General features: G+C 61.4%; 16 protein-coding genes and 1 pseudogene. 9 read left to right on the top strand and 8 right to left on the bottom strand.

What is annotated here, in order from left to right:
• The first annotated feature begins 5 nt into the window (after positions 1-5).
• From ACA064_RS13495 to ACA064_RS13460, 8 genes are all read left to right on the top strand, one after another.
• Positions 6-944: a DUF58 domain-containing protein gene (locus ACA064_RS13495; RefSeq protein WP_497673787.1), complete on the top strand. Its 939-nt coding sequence runs from the start codon at positions 6-8 to the stop codon at positions 942-944.
• Entirely contained in the window at positions 941-1,435 is a 495-nt protein-coding gene (locus ACA064_RS13490) for a DUF4381 domain-containing protein (protein WP_497673786.1), read from the top strand. The genes ACA064_RS13495 and ACA064_RS13490 overlap by 4 nt, the downstream gene beginning before the upstream one ends.
• Positions 1,428-2,501: a vWA domain-containing protein gene (locus ACA064_RS13485; protein WP_497673785.1), complete on the top strand. Its 1,074-nt coding sequence runs from the start codon at positions 1,428-1,430 to the stop codon at positions 2,499-2,501. The genes ACA064_RS13490 and ACA064_RS13485 overlap by 8 nt, the downstream gene beginning before the upstream one ends.
• Complete coding sequence (locus ACA064_RS13480; protein ID WP_497673784.1) at positions 2,498-4,237, top strand: vWA domain-containing protein; 1,740 nt, start codon at positions 2,498-2,500, stop codon at positions 4,235-4,237. Before ACA064_RS13485 ends, ACA064_RS13480 begins: the two co-directional genes overlap by 4 nt.
• Complete coding sequence (locus ACA064_RS13475) at positions 4,234-5,877, top strand: BatD family protein (RefSeq protein ID WP_497673783.1); 1,644 nt, start codon at positions 4,234-4,236, stop codon at positions 5,875-5,877. Before ACA064_RS13480 ends, ACA064_RS13475 begins: the two co-directional genes overlap by 4 nt.
• A gap of 287 nt (positions 5,878-6,164) precedes the next feature.
• Entirely contained in the window at positions 6,165-7,409 is a 1,245-nt protein-coding gene (locus tag ACA064_RS13470; protein ID WP_497673782.1) for an exonuclease SbcCD subunit D C-terminal domain-containing protein, read from the top strand.
• Positions 7,406-11,047 (top strand): SbcC/MukB-like Walker B domain-containing protein, encoded by a 3,642-nt coding sequence (locus ACA064_RS13465; protein ID WP_497673781.1) that lies wholly within the window; start codon positions 7,406-7,408, stop codon positions 11,045-11,047. The genes ACA064_RS13470 and ACA064_RS13465 overlap by 4 nt, the downstream gene beginning before the upstream one ends.
• Complete coding sequence (locus ACA064_RS13460; protein WP_497673780.1) at positions 11,044-11,646, top strand: glutathione S-transferase; 603 nt, start codon at positions 11,044-11,046, stop codon at positions 11,644-11,646. The genes ACA064_RS13465 and ACA064_RS13460 overlap by 4 nt, the downstream gene beginning before the upstream one ends.
• A gap of 199 nt (positions 11,647-11,845) precedes the next feature.
• On the opposite strand, the gene ACA064_RS13455 is transcribed toward ACA064_RS13460, so the two are convergent.
• The 6 genes from ACA064_RS13455 to ACA064_RS13430 all read right to left on the bottom strand — a co-directional run bounded on the left by ACA064_RS13455 (position 11,846) and on the right by ACA064_RS13430 (position 14,577).
• The gene (locus tag ACA064_RS13455) at positions 11,846-12,118 is read right to left on the bottom strand and encodes a hypothetical protein (protein ID WP_497673779.1); all 273 of its coding nucleotides are present in this window, start codon (positions 12,116-12,118) and stop codon (positions 11,846-11,848) included.
• Positions 12,115-12,327 (bottom strand): hypothetical protein, encoded by a 213-nt coding sequence (locus ACA064_RS13450; protein WP_497673778.1) that lies wholly within the window; start codon positions 12,325-12,327, stop codon positions 12,115-12,117. The genes ACA064_RS13455 and ACA064_RS13450 overlap by 4 nt, the downstream gene beginning before the upstream one ends.
• A 115-nt stretch (positions 12,328-12,442) precedes the next feature.
• On the bottom strand, positions 12,443-12,568 hold the full coding sequence (locus ACA064_RS13445; RefSeq protein ID WP_497673777.1) for a hypothetical protein: 126 nt from the start codon (positions 12,566-12,568) through the stop codon (positions 12,443-12,445).
• A 212-nt stretch (positions 12,569-12,780) separates the two neighbouring features.
• Positions 12,781-12,960, bottom strand: a complete 180-nt coding sequence (locus tag ACA064_RS13440; protein WP_497673776.1) for a hypothetical protein — start codon at positions 12,958-12,960, stop codon at positions 12,781-12,783.
• Between the two features lie 158 nt (positions 12,961-13,118).
• Positions 13,119-14,294 carry a lactonase family protein gene (locus ACA064_RS13435; protein ID WP_497673775.1) on the bottom strand — a complete coding sequence of 392 codons (1,176 nt, stop codon included), beginning with the start codon at positions 14,292-14,294 and terminating at the stop codon, positions 13,119-13,121.
• Positions 14,281-14,577, bottom strand: coding sequence for a DUF5629 family protein (locus ACA064_RS13430; RefSeq protein WP_497673774.1), 297 nt, complete (start codon positions 14,575-14,577; stop codon positions 14,281-14,283). The genes ACA064_RS13435 and ACA064_RS13430 overlap by 14 nt, the downstream gene beginning before the upstream one ends.
• A gap of 66 nt (positions 14,578-14,643) precedes the next feature.
• On the opposite strand from ACA064_RS13430, the pseudogene ACA064_RS13425 reads away from it, so the two are divergent.
• Positions 14,644-14,934 (top strand): annotated as a pseudogene (locus ACA064_RS13425) (FadR/GntR family transcriptional regulator); the annotation flags it as partial.
• A gap of 224 nt (positions 14,935-15,158) precedes the next feature.
• Here ACA064_RS13425 and ACA064_RS13420 read toward each other — a convergent pair.
• Together ACA064_RS13420 and ACA064_RS13415 are read right to left on the bottom strand one after the other, a co-directional pair.
• Complete coding sequence (locus tag ACA064_RS13420; protein ID WP_497673773.1) at positions 15,159-17,534, bottom strand: efflux RND transporter permease subunit; 2,376 nt, start codon at positions 17,532-17,534, stop codon at positions 15,159-15,161.
• A 17-nt stretch (positions 17,535-17,551) separates the two neighbouring features.
• Positions 17,552-18,607, bottom strand: coding sequence for a WD40/YVTN/BNR-like repeat-containing protein (locus tag ACA064_RS13415; RefSeq protein WP_497673772.1), 1,056 nt, complete (start codon positions 18,605-18,607; stop codon positions 17,552-17,554).
• Between the last annotated feature and the right edge of the window lie 149 nt (positions 18,608-18,756).

The following is an 18,756-nucleotide window of genomic DNA, read 5'->3' as shown; positions in this document are numbered from 1 at the left end:
CCCCGATGAACGCCAACCTGGAACCCGGTATCCGCATCAGCCTCGCCGAGCTGATCGAGATGCGTCATCGCGTGCGCGAAGTGCAGCTGTTCTCCACGCCGAGCCAGCGCAGCCCGCTGATCGGCCTGCACCATTCGAAACTGCGCGGACGCGGGGTGGACTTCGACCAGGTGCGGGTCTACCAGGCTGGCGACGATGTGCGGACTATTGACTGGCGCGTCACTGCGCGGACCCAGGAACCCCATACCAAGCTGTTCCATGAAGAGCGCGAACGGCCGATCTTTATCATGGTGGAACAGAGCCATCGACTGTTTTTCAGCTCCGGCCTGATGTTCAAATCGGTACTCGCGGCCCAGGCCGCAGCCTTGATCGGCTGGGCGGCGCTGGGTCATAACGACCGGGTCGGCGGGCTGGTGTTCGGCGACAATGAGCACTACGAAATCAAGCCGCGACGCAGCAAACAGAGCCTGTTGCAACTGCTCAACCGCCTGGTGCGGGTCAACCAGTCGCTGCACAGCGAAATCGTACCGAACCGCGATGCCTTCGGTATTGCCCTGCGTCGTGCGCGGGAAGTGTTGCGACCAGGCAGCCTGGTGATCGTGATCTGCGATGAACGCGCCCTGGCCGATGGCGTCGAGCAACAACTGAGCCTGCTGTCACGGCATTGCGACCTGCTGTTGCTGCCGTTGTCCGACCCGTTGGACCATGCCCTGCCCGCCGCCGGCCTGCTGCGTTTCGCCGAGCGTGGCGCGCAGCTGGAACTGGACACGCTGAACTACGACTTGCGCCAGGCCTATCGCGCCCAGGGCGAAGCGCGCATTGCCCACTGGGAGTTGCTCGCGCAAAAACTGCGGGTGCCGTTGATGCCCTTGAGCACCCAGAGCGAGATGGTCGACCAGCTGCGCGATTACCTCAATCCGCAGCGTCCGGGGAAAACCCGATGAACAGCCTGGACCAACTGCAACCCTTGATCTCCCCGCCGCCGATTGGCTTCTGGCCGCCTGCGCCGGGATGGTGGCTGCTGTTGATCCTGCTGCCGCTGCTGGGTTTGGGCCTATGGCAATTGCGGCGTTTTTTACCGGGAAAACGCCCGCTGGTCCGCGCCGAACAACCCCTTGACCCATTGCGGGTGGCAGCTTTGGCCGAGCTGGCCCTGATGCCAAAACCCTACGACGGCGCGCCCGCAGGTGCCTGGTTGCAACAACTCAACGGGCTGCTCAAACGCCTGTGCCGCAACGATTACCCCTACAGCCAGAGCCACACCCTCAATGGCCGCAAATGGCTGGCGTTTCTCGACAACCGTTGCCCGGCTGCCGGCCTGACCCGCTGGATGGTGCTGGTCGAGGGCGCTTACAAACCCGAATGCAAACTCGATGACAAGGCCATCGCCGGCCTGACCCAAGCGGTCGACACCTGGATACGCAAGCATGTTTGAGTTCGCCTGGCCCTGGATCTTCGCCCTGCTGCCACTGCCTTGGCTGCTGCGGGTGCTGCTGCCGGCAGCCGACAGTGGCGAGCCGGCACTGAAAGTCAGCTTCCTCGCCGACCTCGAGGGCCTGGCCCGACGTCGCGCCCGGGCCAATTTGCCGGCCTGGCGCCAGCAGGCACCGTTTCTGCTGCTCTGGCTGCTGCTGTTGATCGCCGCCGCACGCCCGCAGTGGCTGGGCGAGCCCTTGCCGGTTGCCGCCAGTGGCCGCGACCTGCTGGTGGCAGTGGATGTGTCCGGCTCCATGGACTTTCCCGACATGCAGTGGCAAGACGAGGACGTCAGCCGCCTGACGCTGGTCAAGCATCTGCTGGGAGACTTTCTCGAAGGCCGCGAAGGCGATCGAGTCGGCTTGATCCTGTTCGGCAGCCAGGCTTATCTGCAGGCGCCGCTGACCTTTGACCGCCGTACCGTACGCATCTGGCTCGATGAAGCGCGGATTGGCATCGCCGGCAAGAACACCGCCATCGGCGACGCCATCGGCCTGGCCGTCAAGCGTCTGCGCCAACGTCCGGCACAAAGCCGGGTGCTGATTCTGGTCACCGACGGCGCGAACAATGGCGGCGAAATCAACCCGATCACCGCGGCGCGGCTGGCCTTCGAAGAAGGCGTGACCATCTACCCGATCGGCATCGGCGCCGACCCGGACAGCGGCACGCTGGGCTTTCTTGGACTCAACCCAAGTCTGGACCTCGACGAACCGGCCTTGAAGGAAATAGCCGAGGTCACTGGCGGGCACTACTTCCGTGCCCGCAATGGCGAAGAACTGCAAGCGATCAAGAAAACCCTCGACCAGCTTGAACCCGTCACGCAACAACCGACCCAGGCCCGCCCTGCCCAGGCGCTGTACCACTGGCCGTTGGCTGGAGCCTTGCTGCTGAGCATGCTGTTGGTGGTTCGCGAGCGCTGGCCGGACAACCCGCTGCAGCGTTTTTTCACCAGGGGGCACTTTCTGCAACAGCACCCTGACTGGCGCCAGCGGCTCAAACGCCTGCGACTGCGGAGGCGCCGATGATCGCCCTCTGGCCGCACTGGTTCCGTCCCTGGTGGTTGCTGCTGCTACCGCTGCTGGGCTGGCTGCTTTGGCAACTCTGGCACCGGAAAAAGCGCGCCGGCCGCTGGCAGATGATCCTGCCCCCGGCCTTTCACGCCGCCTTGCTCAGTGGAGGCAGCGGTCGCGAAAGCAAGTTGCCCTGGGTCGCCCTCGGACTGGCCTGGGTTCTGGCGGTTCTGGCCCTGCTCGGCCCGAGCTGGCAGCGGGTCGAACAGGCCAGCCAGAAGCCCGCCGACCCGCTGGTGGTGCTGCTGGAACTGACTCCGGAAATGCTCGCCACGGATGTTGCGCCGAACCGCCTGGAGCAAGCCCGGCGCAAGTTGCTGGACCTGCTGCAGCAGCGCAGCGATGCGCAGACCGCGATTATCGTCTACGCCGGCAGCGCTCACACCCTGGTGCCGTTGTCGGATGACCTGGCCACCAGCCACAACCTGCTGGAAGCGCTGAAACCCTCGATCATGCCAGAGGTCGGCCATCGCGCCGATCTGGCAGTGAAGAAAGCCCTGACCCTGCTCGAACGCGGCGCCCTCGGCCAGGGCCGAATACTGCTGATCGGCTCATCGCTTACCGAACAGGAACGCCAAGGGATCCGTCAGGCCCTCAGCGACCAGGCGCCGCAGCTATTGATACTCGGTATCGGTAGCCGCGAAGGTGCGCCGGTGGCTGAGGAAGACGGCAGTTTCCTCAAGGATGCCCAGGGCGCAATTCTCGTCTCGCGCCTGGACGGGCCCAGCCTCAAGGCCTTTGCCAACGAACTGGACGGGTTCTACCGCCAGGCACGACTGGACGATAGCGATCTGCGCGACCTTGGCCTGCTCGACGGCCCGCGCAGCGTGCGCAATGACGGCCAGACCCTGCGCCTGGATACCTGGGCCGATCAGGGCTACTGGCTGCTGCTGCCGTTGTTGCTGCTCGCTGCTTGTGCCGGGCGCCGGGGCTGGCTGTTTTGCCTGCCATTGCTGTTCATGCTGCCGCAACCGAGCTACGCCTTCGAATTCACTGATCTATGGCTGCGCCCGGATCAGCAGGGTCAGCACCTGCTCAAGCAAAAACGCCCCGCCGAAGCCGCCAAACACTTTGAAGACCCGCAATGGCAAGGCGTTGCGCTCTATGAAGCCGGAAATTACAGTGCTGCCGCTCAGCGCTTCGCCCAAGGCAGTGACGCCCACGCCCACTACAATCGTGGCAATGCCCTGGCCAAAAGCGCTGAACTGGAGGCCGCGCTGGATGCCTACGAACAGGCACTGGAGCGCCAACCGGATTTGCGCCCCGCGCTGAAGAATAAAGCCCTGGTGGAAAGCCTGCTGAAACAGCAACAACAAGCGGCGCAAGACCAGTCGGAAAAGACCGAGGACACTGACGCCGAGCCCGCCACACAAAACCCGCCAGCGGACGCAGCCACTCAACCCTCGACTGCTGACGAACAGAAAGACGGCACGCAGGCCCCCTCGTCGGACAGCGATCCGCAGGCACCCGGCACACCAAAACCGGGCAAAAACGAAGTACCGGGCAGCGACCTGGGGGACGAACAGACCACCACGCCACCCCTCAGGCCCGCCGAGGGCCGCATCGACAGCGAGCATCGGCAGGCACTGGAACAATGGCTGCGGCAGATCCCGGATGACCCGGGTGAACTGCTCAGGCGCAAATTCTGGTACGAACAGCAACAACATCAGGATCAGGGAAAAACTCGATGACCCGCTTCACCACTCTCTTGCTCGCACTCCTGCTCTGGACCTGTCAGGCCCAGGCTGCAGGGCTGATCGCCAGCGTGGATCGCAGCCGCCTGAACTCCGGCGAAACGGTCGAACTGACCCTCGAGTCCGACGATGTCACGCTGTTTGGCAAACCGGACCTGAGCCCGCTGGACACGCTGTTCGAAGTACGCGGCACCCGTCAGATCAACCAACTCAACACATTAAACGGTGAGAGCCACGCCACGACCCGCTGGATCATTACCCTGCTGCCCAGACATAGCGGCACCGTGGAGATCCCGCCGTTGCAATTGGGCGATATCAAAAGCCAGGCGATCAGCCTGCAAGTGCTCGAAAGCCAAAGTCAGGACAGCGTGACCAAGCTGGCACCGGTGTTCATCGATTCCAGCCTCGACCAGGACAACGTCTACGTGCAGGCCCAGGCGGTCCTGACCCTGCGTATCTATCACTCGGTGTCGCTGTATGACGACAGCAGCCTGACGCCCTTGCAGATTGCCGATGCGCGTATCGAACAGCTGGGCGAGTCGCGCACCTACGAAAAAGTCATCAACGGCCTGCGCCATGGCGTGATCGAACAGCGCTACGCGATCTATCCGCAACACAGCGGCGAGCTGAAAATCCCGCCACAGATGTTCAGCGCCACCCTGGTCGACTCTCAACCGCTCCAGGAATCGACACCTTTCAGCCCGAAACAGGGCAAGCTGATGCGCGTCAGCTCCGCCGAGATTCCGCTGACGGTCAAGGCCAAACCCGCCGACTACCCGGCCGACATACCCTGGTTGCCGGCACGCAGCCTGGGCCTGAGCGAAAGCTGGAGCCCGGAACCGGATCAAAGCCAGGTCGGTGACTCCCTGACCCGCAGCCTGACCCTCAAGGCCGAAGGGCTGTCCAGCTCACAACTGCCACCGCTGCCCGCCACCGACGTCAACGGCTTGCGCCGGTATCCGGATCAGCCGGTGCTGAGCAACCAGGACAGCGACCGCGGGCTGATCGGCAGTCGCGAAGAGCGCGAAGCCCTGGTGCCCAATCGCAGCGGCCCGATCGAGCTGCCGGCGGTGGAAGTGGTCTGGTGGAACACCTTTGAGGATCACCTGGAACGCAGCAGCCTGCCGGCCCGGACCCTGCAAGTCGCGAACAACCCGAACCTGATGGTCGACACCCCCGCCGGCAGCACGCCAGCGACTTCGGCCGTTGGCAATGCCCGTCTCTGGCCTTGGCAGCTCAGCACCCTGATTCTGGCCTGCACCACCCTGCTCGGTTTCGGCCTGTGGTGGCGCGCCCGTTGGCAGCCGGCGATCCTGCGTGCCGCACAGACCGGCCCCAGCCCACGGACCCTGCTCGACGACCTCAAGCGCGCGAGCCTGGCCAACGACCCGCAAGCGACCCGCCAGGCCCTGGATGCCTGGGCCCGCCAGCAACCGGAAACCCTGGCCGACATGGCCGCACGTTATGTGCCGCTGTCCGATGCACTGGATGGCCTGAACGGCGCGCTCTACAGCGAAACCGGTCAACACTGGCAGGGCGAAGAACTGTGGCGGGTGATCCGCGCCATCCCGATCACCGAACGCGCCCAGGACCCGGCTGGCGACAGCAGCAGCCTGCCGCCGCTTTATCCGAAATAACCTTTTCAGGCCGAGCGCTCTCCCCTGTGGCGAGGGAGCTTGCTCCCGCTGGGGCGCGCAGCGGCCCCAAACCCGGCAATCGCGGTTTTTCAGATAGAACGCATCAGCCGGCTTTACGACTGCTTCGCAGCCGAGCGGGAGCAAGCTCCCTCGCCACAGGGGGGCCTCGGACAGCTTGAGAGGACCCACATCAACTACCCCCTCTCGATTTTTTGCCAGTAAACTCTCTGCCCTTTCGCCGCTATCATTTTCCCGCGGCCACACCTCATTTTTAAGCGGAGTACGTCTTGCGTCTGTTTCACACCTCCGACTGGCACCTTGGGCAAAACCTGCATGGCCAGGAACGCGATTTCGAACATACCTGCTTCCTCGACTGGCTGCTGCGGCAACTGGCCCAGCACACACCAGACGTGCTGCTGATCGCCGGCGATATCTTCGACACGGTCAACCCGCCGGTCAAAGCCCAGGAACGCCTTTACGACTTCATCGTCAGCGCCCACGAGCAGCAGCCATTGCTGACCATCGTGATGATCGCCGGCAACCACGATTCCGGCTCGCGGATCGAATTGCCCGCGCCCTTGATGCGGCGTTTGCGCGCCCATGCCTTGGGTCGGGTGTTGTGGCTCGATGACGGCCAGCTGGATGCCGAACGCCTGCTGATTCCCCTGCCCGACGCCAGCGGTGAAATTGCCGGCTGGTGCCTGGCGCTGCCGTTCCTGCGACCGGCCGAAGTCACCGGCGCGCATCTGGGTGACAATTACCTGCGCGGTATCGGCCAGGTCCATGAATGGCTGATCGCCGCGGCCAACGCCAAGCGCCAGCCGGGGCAGGCGCTGATCGCCATCAGCCACGCGCATATGGCCGGCGGTTCGGTTTCGGAAGACTCCGAGCGCAGCCTGATCATCGGCAACGCCGAGGCGCTGCCCGCCAGCCTGTTCGGCCCGAGCATCAGCTATGTCGCCCTCGGCCATTTGCACAAGCCGCAGAAGGTCAACGGTGAGGAACGCATTCGCTACAGCGGCTCGCCGATCCCGCTGTCGTTTTCCGAGATCGGCTACCAGCACCAGATTCTCGATATAGAACTCGAGGGTGAAACCCTGCTCAGTGTCGAACCCAGGTTGATCCCCCGCGCCGTCAACCTGCAGCGCCTGGGCCCCGCGCCGTTGGCCGAGGTCCTGGGCCAATTGGCTGAGCTGCCGAATATCGACCTGTTGGCCGATATCCAGCGCCAACCCTGGCTGGAAGTGCGGGTGCGCCTCGACGAGCCGCAGCCGGACCTGCGCCAGCAAGTGGAGACTGCGCTGCAAGGCAAGGCTGTGCGTCTGGTACGGATCGCCGCCGAATACGCTGGCAACGGCAGCCGCGAGGGTAGCGATGATGGCAAGCAGTTGATCGAACTGGACCAGCTGACTCCGCAGGAACTGTTCAGCCGCGCCTGGATAGAGAACTACGGCAGCGAGGTCGATGAACAGACCCTCAAGGACTTTGCCGTGCTGCTGCAAGACGTTCAGCTGGAGAGCGAACAACCATGAAGATCCTCGCGATCCGCCTGAAAAACCTCGCCTCCCTGGCCGGTCCGTTTGAACTCGACTTCACTGCCGAACCGCTGGCCAGCGCCGGTCTGTTCGCCATTACCGGGCCCACCGGCGCAGGCAAAAGCACCTTGCTCGATGCCTTGTGCCTGGCGTTGTTCGGCGCTGTGCCGCGGCTGAACAACACCGGGCGCGATGCCAAGGTTCCGGACGCCGACGGCGAAATCGGCACCGGCGACCCGCGCACCCTGCTGCGTCGCGGTACCGGCGAAGGTTATGCCGAAGTCGATTTCGTCGGCATTGACGGCCGCCGCTATCGTGCCCGCTGGGAAGCCAATCGCGCCCGAGACAAGGCCGGCGGCAAACTGCAAGCCAGTCGCCAGAGCCTGCGAGACATCGATCAGGACCAACTGCTCGCCAGTCAGAAAGGCGAGTACAAGTCCCAGCTCGAAGCGGCACTGGGCCTGAACTTCGAACAGTTCACCCGTGCCGTGATGCTGGCCCAGAGCGAGTTCAGCGCATTCCTCAAGGCTGACGACAACGACCGCAGCGAACTGTTGGAAAAGCTCACCGACACGGCGCTCTACACCCGTCTCGGTCGCCGGGCCTTCGAAAAGACCAAAGAAACCCGCGAAGCCCACAAGTTGTTGCAGGACCAGGCCACCGGGGTTACGCCGTTGTCAGCCGAAGCCCGGGCCGAGCTTGATGAGCGCTTCAATCAGGCTCAGCAACAACTCAAGACCCAGCAGGCGCAGCTCAAGCAGCTTGAGTTACAGCACACTTGGCTGAAGGACCTGCGCCAGTTACAGGACGAGCAACAGAGCGCTACCGAGCAACTGCACAACGCCCAGCAGCACTGGGACAGTCTGGCCGGCGAACGGTTGAAGTTGACCCGCCTGGAGCAACTGGCTCCGCAACGGCATCAGTTCGCCCGCAAGACCGACCTCTGCGCCCAGCTCACACCGCTGGCCGCGCAGATTCAGCAGCACACTCAGCAACAACAAGAACAGCAGGCGCGCCAGGCTCAACTCGAACACAGCCTGAGCAGCGCCCATACCGCGCTGACCGAGGCCCAGGGACAACACACCGCCAGTGCCCCGCTGCTGCGTCAGGCCTTTGAAGAGCAAAGCTCCCTCGCCCGTCTGGTCAAGGACGCCAGTCTCAGTGCCGATCTCAAACAACATGCGGAGCTGGCCTGCACCCAAGGCCAGAACAGCATTCAAGGCTTGCTCGACCAGCAACAGCAGGTCGCGTCACGCCTGGAGCGGATCGCCGGGCAGCTTGCGCAAAGCACTCATCTGGCGCCCCTGAGCGATGCCTGGAACGCCTACCGTGATCGCCTGCAACAGTTGATGCTGGTGGGTAATCGCCTGAACCAGGGCCAGGCCGAGTTGGCCACCCTGGAACAGAGCGCCAACCGCGCAGCCGAGGAACTGGCGGCACAGCGCCAGAGTCTTGAAGTCCTGTACAAAGAGGCCGGCGCCGAGCCCGAAGCGGTGGCTGAACAGATCCAGATCCTCGGCAGCCTGTTGCAAGACAACCGTAAGCAGCAGCGGGCCTTCGAAGAGCTGACGCGACTCTGGGTCAGCCAGCAGGAGCTGGACAAACGCGCCGCAGAACTCCAGCAACGGCAGCAGGCCGCGCAACAGGAGCGCGATCGTCTGACCCAGGACGGCGTGAAGACCAAGGCCGAACTGGCCGTCGCCGAACAGACCCTGACCGTCACCCGCGAACTGCTGGAGCGGCAACGCCTGGCCCGCAGCGAGAGCGTCGAAGAACTGCGCGCCCAGCTGCAGGACGAGCAACCGTGCCCGGTCTGTGGCAGCCTGGATCACCCTTATCATCAGCCTGAAGCGCTGCTGCAAAGCCTGGGCCGGCATGACGAAAGCGAACAGGCCAACGCGCAGAAAGCGGTGGACCTGCTCAAGGAAAAACTCACCGACCTGCGCGCCGAAGTCGGCGGTTTGATTGCTCAGCAAAAGGAACTGCTGCAACAGCAGGAACAACTGGTCGCCCAGCAACAGAGCCTGGCGCCAAGCCTTGCAGCCCACCCGCTGTCGACCCAGCTGCTGGCCCAGGACCAGGCCAGACGGGATGCCTGGCTCACGCAACAAAGCAGCCAGCTGAACCAGAGCATCACTCAGGACGAACAACGGCAAACCGCCCTGCTCACCTTGCAACAGGATGTCGCGCGGCTTCAGCAGCAACTGCGCAGCGCAGAAGCGGCGAGCCAGCAAGCGACCCAGCACCTGACCCACCAGCAACATGAGTTGAGCAGTGATCGTCAGCGTCTGGACCAAGAGCTGACGGCCTTCAGCACACTGCTCCCGGCCGACACGCTGGAGGCCTTGCGCAACGAGCCTGCCGCCACCTTCATGCAACTCGACCAGCAGATCGCCCAGCGTCTGGAACAACTCGACCAGCAGCGCGATGAACTCAACGAACAACAACAGCGTCAGCAGACGCTGGAGAAAGAACAGGATCGCCAGCAGACTCGCGCCCAGCAGCTGGAAATCGCCGGGCAGCAGTTCGCCGCCCTCGCCGAGCAGCAACAGACTTGCCAGCAAAAACTGACGCAATTGTTGGGCAAGCACCTCAACGCCGAGCAGTGGCAGCAGCAACTGGATCAGGCCGTCGAACAAGCCCGCAATGCCGAAGCGGCGGCCAATCAGGAACTGCAAGCCGTGCGCACGGGGCTGGTGCAGTTGGCCGCCGAACTCAAGGCGCAGCAAGAACGCTTGCTGGCACTGGAAACCGAAGATCGCGAGCTGACCGGCAAGATCGCCGACTGGCGTGCATTGCATCCAGAGCTGGACGACGGTGGCCTGGAAGATCTGCTGAGCGTCGACGACCAGCACGTCAGCGCATTGCGTCAACAGTTGCAGCAGAGCGAAAAAGCCATTGAACAGGCCAAGGTCTTGTTGCAGGAGCGGGATCAGCGCTTGCTCAGTCACCAGGCGCAACACAACGGCAACCTCGACGCCGAGCAGCTCGCAACGCAGCTGGCCGAGCTGCAAAGCCTGTTCACCGCCAGTGAACAGCGCTGCGCCGAACTGCGGGCCGAACAGGCCGAGGATCAGCGCCGGCAGAACGCCAATCAGGCCCTGGCGCAGCAGATTGCCGACGCTTACACCGAGTATCAGCGCTGGGCGCGTTTGAATGCCTTGATCGGCTCGGCCACCGGTGACACTTTCCGCAAGATCGCCCAGGCCTACAACCTTGACCTGCTGGTGCATCACGCCAACGCGCAACTGCGGCAGCTGGTTCGGCGCTACCGGCTCAAGCGCGGCGGCAGCATGCTCGGTTTATTGGTGATGGATACGGAAATGGGTGACGAGCTGCGCTCGGTGCATTCGTTGTCCGGCGGCGAGACCTTCCTGGTTTCCCTGGCCCTCGCCCTGGGCCTGGCATCTATGGCTTCCAGCACGCTGAAAATCGAATCGCTGTTTATCGATGAAGGGTTCGGCAGCCTCGATCCGGAGTCGTTGCAACTGGCGATGGACGCCCTCGACGGTCTGCAGGCGCAGGGACGCAAGGTCGCGGTGATTTCCCACGTGCAGGAAATGCACGAGCGGATCCCGGTGCAGATCCAGGTCCGGCGCCTGGGCAATGGCCTGAGTACCCTGGAGGTGAAATGAGCACGGCGACCCTCTACTCCTTCCGCCGCTGCCCGTACGCCATGCGCGCGCGCATGGCCCTGCGTTATAGCGGGGTGGCCGTGAACATTGTCGAGGTCAGCCTGAAAGCCAAGCCGGCCGAAATGCTCGCGCTGTCCAGCAAAGGCACAGTGCCGGTGCTGAGCGTTGATGGGCGGGTTGTCGACGAAAGCCTGGAGATCATGCATTGGGCGCTGGAACAAAACGATCCGCAGGACTGGCTGCTCAAGGACGACCCGGCAGCTCAGCAAGCGAGCGCCGCATTGATCGAAGAGAACGATCAGCTGTTCAAGGTGCATCTGGATCACTACAAATACGCCGATCGTTATCCAGAGCAGCCGATGGAACATTACCGTGGGCAAGGCGCCGGTTTTTTACAAAAACTCGATGGCCTGTTGCAGCAACATGACTATCTACTGGCTGATCACCCGAGCCTGGCGGACATCGCCCTGGCGCCGTTCGTGCGCCAGTTCGCCCATGTCGATCGGGACTGGTTCGCGCAGACGCCCTATCGGCATTTGCAGGCCTGGTTGCAGCGGTTTTTGGAGTCGGAGTTGTTTATCAGCGTAATGGCCAAGTAACGGCGATCTAGCGGTGAGCACACTTTATTGTGGTGAGGGGACTATTGTGGCGAGGGGGCTTGCCCCCGCTCGGCTGCGAAGCAGTCGTAGAATCTGTGAATGCGGTGTGCCAGACGAAATGTGATTGCAGATTTCAGGACCGCTTCGCGGCCCAACGGGGGCAAGCCCCCTCGCCACAAGTACTCTGTTTACTTCGAGGTCAAGCCACCCCCCACCGGGCAAACACTCTGCACATCTTCAATGCCGAGCAATCCACCTTGAACGGCCCGAAAAACTCAGCACTGCGCTTGATCGGCGGATTACCGACCAACAACCCCAAGGCCTTGGCGGTCTCGATGTTGTGGGCGATGCTGTGATTGCACTGGATGGCCCGCGCCAGCGAACCCGCCGAGCCCTGCCCCATCCCCAGCAATGAAAAGCCGTTGGTCAAGAACGCCATGAAGGCGACGACCCAGAGTTTGCCTCCTTTCATAACGCCGCCACCACCTCAGCCCGCGCCTGTTCAGCGGAGATACCCTGTGCGCGTTGTTCGAATTGAATGCCTGGGTGAGCGACCTGAATCGGTGGTTCGATAGAGTGCTGAATCTGGCCGGACAGCATGAACACAAGGACCAAAGTCGCGTACGCCGCAATGGCGATATAAGCACCGTACCTGACAGAAGAAAGAAGTTTGCTGGCCATGGGATTCTCCGTGGGCATGTTTCAGTGCCCACAGGATCGATCAAATGCCAAAGTATGAAAAACAACCGTCATTCATAGTCAATATCAGCTTTGTTGATCTTGAATCCGGCGTCTTTCAGTCCTGCAGCAAGCTCATCAAGCGCTCGCGCGCCGCATCCGGTTCGTCTGGAACGGGCTGTTCAGTCGACAGGACGGGGGTGGAATAGAGGAACAGAAGTACCACTGCCAGACGCATGACCATGCTTTCGATCCCTTGGAGATATGGAGTCAATAAATTAGCGTCAAATTTAAACACATGGCCATATGGCATTACCAAGGGAATTTGTCATGCCGGATGAATACTGTCGCAAACGGTTTATGCAGGAGCGACCTCACTCTGGGTGTCTGTCGGCAAATATTCGCCGATCAGAGCAAGTGATTTCGCTCCTGCATAAATGTTGTCGTGCGCAGGTTTCAGTGTTGGATCTTGTGATCCAGCGCCGCGTAGAAGTTGGCGCTTTGTTGCAGGTATTTTTGGGTGTAGGTATGGGTGCTGGATTTTTTCTCGCTGATCTCAACGTTGGCACTGGCTGGCAGAGCCACGGTGGCCGAGATAGCGGAAGCAGCGATGACGGAGAAGATATTGAAGTTCATGGCGGTAACCCTCGTGGATTCAGTTGGCTTGCTTGCCCGTGCGGGCCGTGAAGCAAACTTACGCGGGGAGGGTCGGCTCTTTGAAATGCTTTGTAACAGTAGCGAATATCAGCGTCATTGATAGAACTACACAGGCCCCGGCGTTCGGGGCCTGCGGCTTATTGACGCAGCAAGAACTTGATATCGCTGGGGGAATCGAACGGCAGCTTCTGTACGGTTTTGCCTAACAAACCGGTCTTAGCATCGCGCTCCATCACCACGATCTGGTTGCTTTTCTGGTTGCCGATCAACAGGAACTTGCCACTCGGATCGAGGCTGAACTCCCGTGGATGATCCCCTTCCACCGAACGTCGCTGGATTTCCTTGAGCTCACCGGTTGCAGGATCTATGGCAAACACCAGTAACTGATTGGCGGTGCCTCGGTTGCTGACGTAGAGGAACTTGCCGTCCGCCGAGGCATGCAACGCACCGGCGGCCTTCTGTTCCGCGGGTTGGTCGGGGGCCAGTTCAACTATTTGCCGCTGCACCAGCTTGCCGGCCTGATAAACGAATACCGCGACCTGCGCGCTCATTTCCAGGGTCAGCCAGGCATGCTTGCCATCTGCGCTGAACAACAGATGTCGCGGCCCGCTGCCCGGTGGCAACTGCACCGAGGCCGGGGTGGCAGCGGTCAATGGCTGCTCGGGATTGGCCTTGGGGTCGTAGCGATAGACAAAGATCCTGTCCGCCCCCAGGTCGCTGGAAAACACGTACTGGCCGTCCGGCGATGACACTGTCGAATGCACATGCGCCGACATCTGCCGCTCGGGATTGACCCGACTGGACGGATGACTGCTGATCTGTACCGGCGGCGCCAGTTTGCCATCGGCCGCCACAGGCAATACCGCGAGGCTGCCGCCTGGATCCGGCGCCACCGAGTAGTTACTGACGAACAGGTAGCGACCGTCAGCGCTCAGGCTCGAATGGGTCGGCTCATTGCCCAGAGACTGGACCTGATTGATCAGGCTCAGCTGTTGGGTCTTCGGGTCAATGGCAAAACTGCTGACACGGCCGACTGGATCAGCCTGGCCGGGACCGTTCTCGTTGACCACGAACAGCTGTCGTTGATCCCTGGACAGGGTCAACCAGGACGGGTTGGCGCTCTTCACCATCTGCAAGGGTTTGCCATCGAGCTGACCGGTGGCGCTGTCGAACTGCAGACGATAGAGCCCCTGGCTCTGCCCCTGGGTATAGGAGCCGACCAGCAGCTCATAGCTGTCGACCGCTGCTGCCTGTACAGATATCGCCGCGAGACTGCCAGCCATCAGCAATGGCCAGAAGTTATGCATCTTCATGCTCGTCATCCGTTTCGTCGCCGGCACTGATTGCGCTCATGCACACCAGTCGGTGTTCACCGGAATCACCGGTGATGGTCCAGCTTTGCAGGGTTTCATCGAAGGTCGCGGCCTGCACCTGGGCCATAGTGAAAACCCAGCGCTTGGCTGCCCGGCCGTCCATGCATTCGATGTGCAGTTGATCCTCTTCGTCGAGCGAAAAATCAAAGGCGTGCAGCCCGTCGATTTCCAGCATGTCGCAGTTTTCGAGGACGTTGAGCAAGGTGTCGGTAGCGGCAGTCATGGCGATCAATCATCAAGGGGAAAGCCGCAATGATAGCCCATCATCGAACTTCAAACCCTGGACCAATCGCCAAACACAAAACTGCAACCCGACCTGGATTTCCACAGCCGGATCGCCGACGCCACCCACAACGACCTGTTGGCCAACCTGTGCAACATGCTCTAGGTGGCCATTGCCGAAGCGTTGAAGCATTCCAACCGGCGGCCGAATCTGCATGAGCTGGCATTGCCGCGACACAAGGCGATCCTTACCGCCTTCGAAAATCGCGATGCCCTGGGCGCACGGCATGCGACGTTGGTGCAGCTGGACGATGCGCGTAATGCGTTGAGTGTGGTGTTGGGGCAGGATTTGTCGTAAAGCAAGATCAAAAGATCGCCGCCTTCGGCAGCTCCTACACCGACCGCGGACATCCGTAATTTTGCGGGTGTCCCTCCGCACGCCGACCGCGTACACCCGCAATTTTGCAGGTCTACAAAAATCCCCCTGTAGGAGCTGCCGCAGGCGGCGATCTTTTGATCTTGCTTTCAGCGAGTACAAAAAAGCCGCAACCTGAGTTGCGGCTTTGTTGTTTCACCTAACCCTTAATGAGCAAACAGCGAATTACCCTTCTGCCCGGCCAGTTTTTCCGGTTTGATCAGGAACCGCGCCAGCGCTGGCAGCAGCCATAGCGCGCCGAACATGTTCCACAGCAGCATGAAGGTCAGCATCAGACCCATATCGGCCTGGAACTTGATCGCCGAGAAGATCCAGGTCGCCACGCCGATGGCCAGGCACAGGCCGGTGAACAACACCGCTTTACCGGTGGATTTCAGCGTCTGGTAATAGGCCTCTTGCAGCGGCAGACCGGCGCGCAGGAAGCTTTCGAGGCGGCTATAGATGTAGATGCCGTAGTCGACACCGATCCCCACCCCCAATGCCACCACCGGCAAGGTCGCGACTTTCACGCCGATGCCCATGAAGGCCATCAGTGCGTTGCCGAGCACCGAGGTCAGTACCAGCGGCAGGACAATGCACAGGGTCGCCGCCCAGGAACGGAAGGTGATCATGCACATGGTCGCTACGCAGATGTACACCAGGATCAGGATGGTCAGTTCCGACTCCCTGATCACTTCGTTGGTGGCGGCTTCGATCCCGGCGTTACCCGCGGCGAGGATGAATTCCAGACCGTCCTTGTTGTTCTCCTTGGCAAACTCCTGCACCGCATGCACGGCACGGTCAAGGGTTGCGGCCTTGTGGTCGTTGAGAAACACCAGTACCGGTGCCAGCGAGCAACTGTTGTTGTACAGGCCATCGGCGCGAGCGATGGAGTTGTTCAGCACGTCCGGGTTGCGCGACAGGGTTTCCCACTTCAGGTTGCCTTCGTTCATGCCCTTGATCATCTGCTTGGAGACGGTCACCAGGGAGATGGCCGACTGCACGCCTTCGGTGTTCTGCATCTTCCACATCAGTTCGTCGATCGGCGCCATGGCTTCGTAGCGCGAGCAGCCTTCGGACTTGGTCTTGACCATCACTACCAGCACATCGGAGCTGGTGGAATAGTTGCTGATAATGAAGTTGTTATCCTGGTTGTAGCGCGAGTCCGGACGCAGTTCCGGCGCGCCTTGATCGAGATCGCCGATCTTCAGGTTCTGGCTGTACCAGAGGCCGCCACCAAAGGCTACCAGCGCCAGGGCGATCGACACCGGGGCGACTTTCGGGCTGGCGAAGTTCGACAGCAGGCGCCAGAACGGGTGCTCGCGTACTGCGTCTTTCTTGCTGCGCTCGATAGCGCGCCTGCTGATGCCGACGTAGGAAATCGCTACCGGCAACAGGATCAGGTTAGTGAACACGATCACTGCCACACCGATGGAAGCACCGATGGCCAGTTCACGGATTACCCCGATGTCGATGATCAGCAAGGTGATGAAGCCCACCGCATCCGCCAGAATCGCAATCATCCCCGGCAGGAACAGTTGCCGGAAGGTTCGCCGCGCCGCGGTCAGGGCGTTGTCGGCCTCACCCGACTGCAAGGCGATACCGTTGATCTTCTGCACGCCGTGGGAAATACCGATGGCGAAGATCAGGAACGGCACCAGCATCGAATAGGGATCCAGGCCGAAACCGATGGCATGCATCAGCCCAAGCTGCCAGACCACCGCCACCAGTGTGGTAATCAACACTGCGATGGTGCTGCGGATACACCAGGTGAACCAGTACAGCAGCACCAGGGTGATGACGAAGGCGATGCCGAAGAACATCACCACCATGATCAGGCCATCAATCAGGTCGCCGACTTTCTTGGCGAAACCGACGATATGGATCTGCACGTTGGGGTTTTGCGCTTCGAACTTGTTGCGGATCTTGTCTTCAAGCTCGTGGGAAAACTTCTGGTAGTCCAGCGCGAGCAACTTGCCCTGGTCTTCAGGGTCCGGGTAGGACTCCAGCAGCGGGATGTCGACGATGCTCGACTTGAAGTCGTTGGCCACCAGCCGACCGACCTGGCCGGACTTGAGCACGTTGTTGCGCAACTGATCGAGACTGTCGGCCGAACCGTTGTAGCTCTGGGGAATCACTTCACCACCGGCGAAGCCTTCCTCGGTCACTTCGGTCCAGCGAATACTGGGACTCCACAGTGACTTGAGGCCGGAACGGTCAACGCCGGAGATGTAGAACACCTCGTCGTTGATCTGCCGCAGGGTCTCCATGTACTCCTTGGAGAAAATGTCGCCATCGGTGGCTTCCACCGAAATCCGCACAGTGTTGCCAAGGTTGGCCAGGTCATTGCGGTGTTCGAGCATCTTCACGATGAAGGGGTGCTCGAGCGGGATCATTTTTTCGAAGCTGGTGGACGGCTTGATCAGCGTGGCCTGCCAGAACAGGAACACACTGACCAGCAGGCAGATGACGATCACTGCCGGGCGGTTGTTGAAAATCAGGCGTTCGAGAAACGTCGCCTTGTCTGTTTGATGACTGCTCATGGAAATCCCCCGCCTTCTTATTGTTTGCCCAGCTCAGCGCCGGTTGGCGTGGTAGCGCGAACGCCGCCCTGTCCTACCAGAATCAAGTTGCCATTGCCCGCTGCCGTGACCGCCGATAAGGAAATGCGGTCGGGCCGATTGAATACGCTGAAGGTCAAACCGTTGTCGCTGCTGCGCACCACGCTACCGCCGTTGCCGACGATGACCAGCGAGCCGTCGTCGAGCAGGGTCGCCCCAGACAGACCGAATTCCAGTGCGCCACGGACCGCCTTGAGTTCGACCGGCTCCCAGGTCGTGCCGAAGTCAGTGGAACGGAACAGATTGCCCCGCAGACCATAGGCCAATAACGTGCCGGACTCGGCGGTGCCGATTACCCCGAACAGCGAGCCCTGGTACGGGCCTTCGAGGCGCTCCCAGGTCTGCCCCCAATCGGCGGAACGGAACATGCTGCCCTGCTCGCCGACGATGAACAGACCGGAATCCTTGACCGCCGCGATGGCGTTGAGGTGGTATTGGTCTTCATTGTCCAGGCGTTCGCTGGCGGCTTGCCAGTTCTTGCCGCCGTCGCTGGTTTCCAGCAGTGCGCCATAAGCGCCTACGGCAAAGCCGTTGTTGCCATCCTTGAACCAGACGTCGAGCAATGGCGCTTCACGGGTCAAGTCTTCGTACTGCTTGGTCCAGGTTGCGCCGCCGTCTTCGCTGGCGAGGATCTGCGCGTCATGCCCGACCGCCCAGCCATGTTTGGCGTCGACAAAAAACACCGCCGTCAACAGCTGGCGGGTCGGTACTTTGGCCTGGGTCCAGGTCTTGCCCTGATCATCGGAATAGAGAATGTGACCGCGGTCCCCCACGGCCACCAGACGCGCGCCGGCCTGCACGACATCAAGCATCAGGCCTTTGGCGGACTTTGCGGACTCAATCGAATAGACAGTATCGACCGCCGCCGTGGCAGCGGCCTGGACGGGCGCCGACAGCACGGCAACGCCCAACAGCGAGAGCGCTGTAGCCAGCAACGCGATTCTGCGTAACGCCGGCGGGCGGCAAAAACCCACACCCATGACAGGCTCACTCATAGACCTTCCCCCATTATTATTGTTAGGTCGTTCAACCTTTCAGGGCGCCGTTCAGGGCAGTTCTTTCTGATTTGCCGTTTCGGATCGTTCTCCTGAAACCTGCAATCTAGAGCCCCTTCAGAAGCTTGCCTATCCTATCCAGCTTTGGA

The organism is Pseudomonas sp. LBUM1658 (genome assembly GCF_059716055.1).
This window is presented reverse-complemented; position numbering and strand designations above follow the sequence as displayed.

Coding starts and splice junctions, on each gene's coding strand:
- ACA064_RS13495 (WP_497673787.1), top strand. CDS start 6: ATGAACGCCAACCTGGAACCCGGTATCCGCATCAGCCTCGCCGAGCTG.
- ACA064_RS13490 (WP_497673786.1), top strand. CDS start 941: ATGAACAGCCTGGACCAACTGCAACCCTTGATCTCCCCGCCGCCGATT.
- ACA064_RS13485 (WP_497673785.1), top strand. CDS start 1,428: ATGTTTGAGTTCGCCTGGCCCTGGATCTTCGCCCTGCTGCCACTGCCT.
- ACA064_RS13480 (WP_497673784.1), top strand. CDS start 2,498: ATGATCGCCCTCTGGCCGCACTGGTTCCGTCCCTGGTGGTTGCTGCTG.
- ACA064_RS13475 (WP_497673783.1), top strand. CDS start 4,234: ATGACCCGCTTCACCACTCTCTTGCTCGCACTCCTGCTCTGGACCTGT.
- ACA064_RS13465 (WP_497673781.1), top strand. CDS start 7,406: ATGAAGATCCTCGCGATCCGCCTGAAAAACCTCGCCTCCCTGGCCGGT.
- ACA064_RS13460 (WP_497673780.1), top strand. CDS start 11,044: ATGAGCACGGCGACCCTCTACTCCTTCCGCCGCTGCCCGTACGCCATG.
- ACA064_RS13455 (WP_497673779.1), bottom strand. CDS start 12,118: ATGAAAGGAGGCAAACTCTGGGTCGTCGCCTTCATGGCGTTCTTGACC.
- ACA064_RS13450 (WP_497673778.1), bottom strand. CDS start 12,327: ATGGCCAGCAAACTTCTTTCTTCTGTCAGGTACGGTGCTTATATCGCC.
- ACA064_RS13445 (WP_497673777.1), bottom strand. CDS start 12,568: ATGGTCATGCGTCTGGCAGTGGTACTTCTGTTCCTCTATTCCACCCCC.
- ACA064_RS13440 (WP_497673776.1), bottom strand. CDS start 12,960: ATGAACTTCAATATCTTCTCCGTCATCGCTGCTTCCGCTATCTCGGCC.
- ACA064_RS13435 (WP_497673775.1), bottom strand. CDS start 14,294: ATGAAGATGCATAACTTCTGGCCATTGCTGATGGCTGGCAGTCTCGCG.
- ACA064_RS13430 (WP_497673774.1), bottom strand. CDS start 14,577: ATGACTGCCGCTACCGACACCTTGCTCAACGTCCTCGAAAACTGCGAC.
- ACA064_RS13420 (WP_497673773.1), bottom strand. CDS start 17,534: ATGAGCAGTCATCAAACAGACAAGGCGACGTTTCTCGAACGCCTGATT.
- ACA064_RS13415 (WP_497673772.1), bottom strand. CDS start 18,607: ATGAGTGAGCCTGTCATGGGTGTGGGTTTTTGCCGCCCGCCGGCGTTA.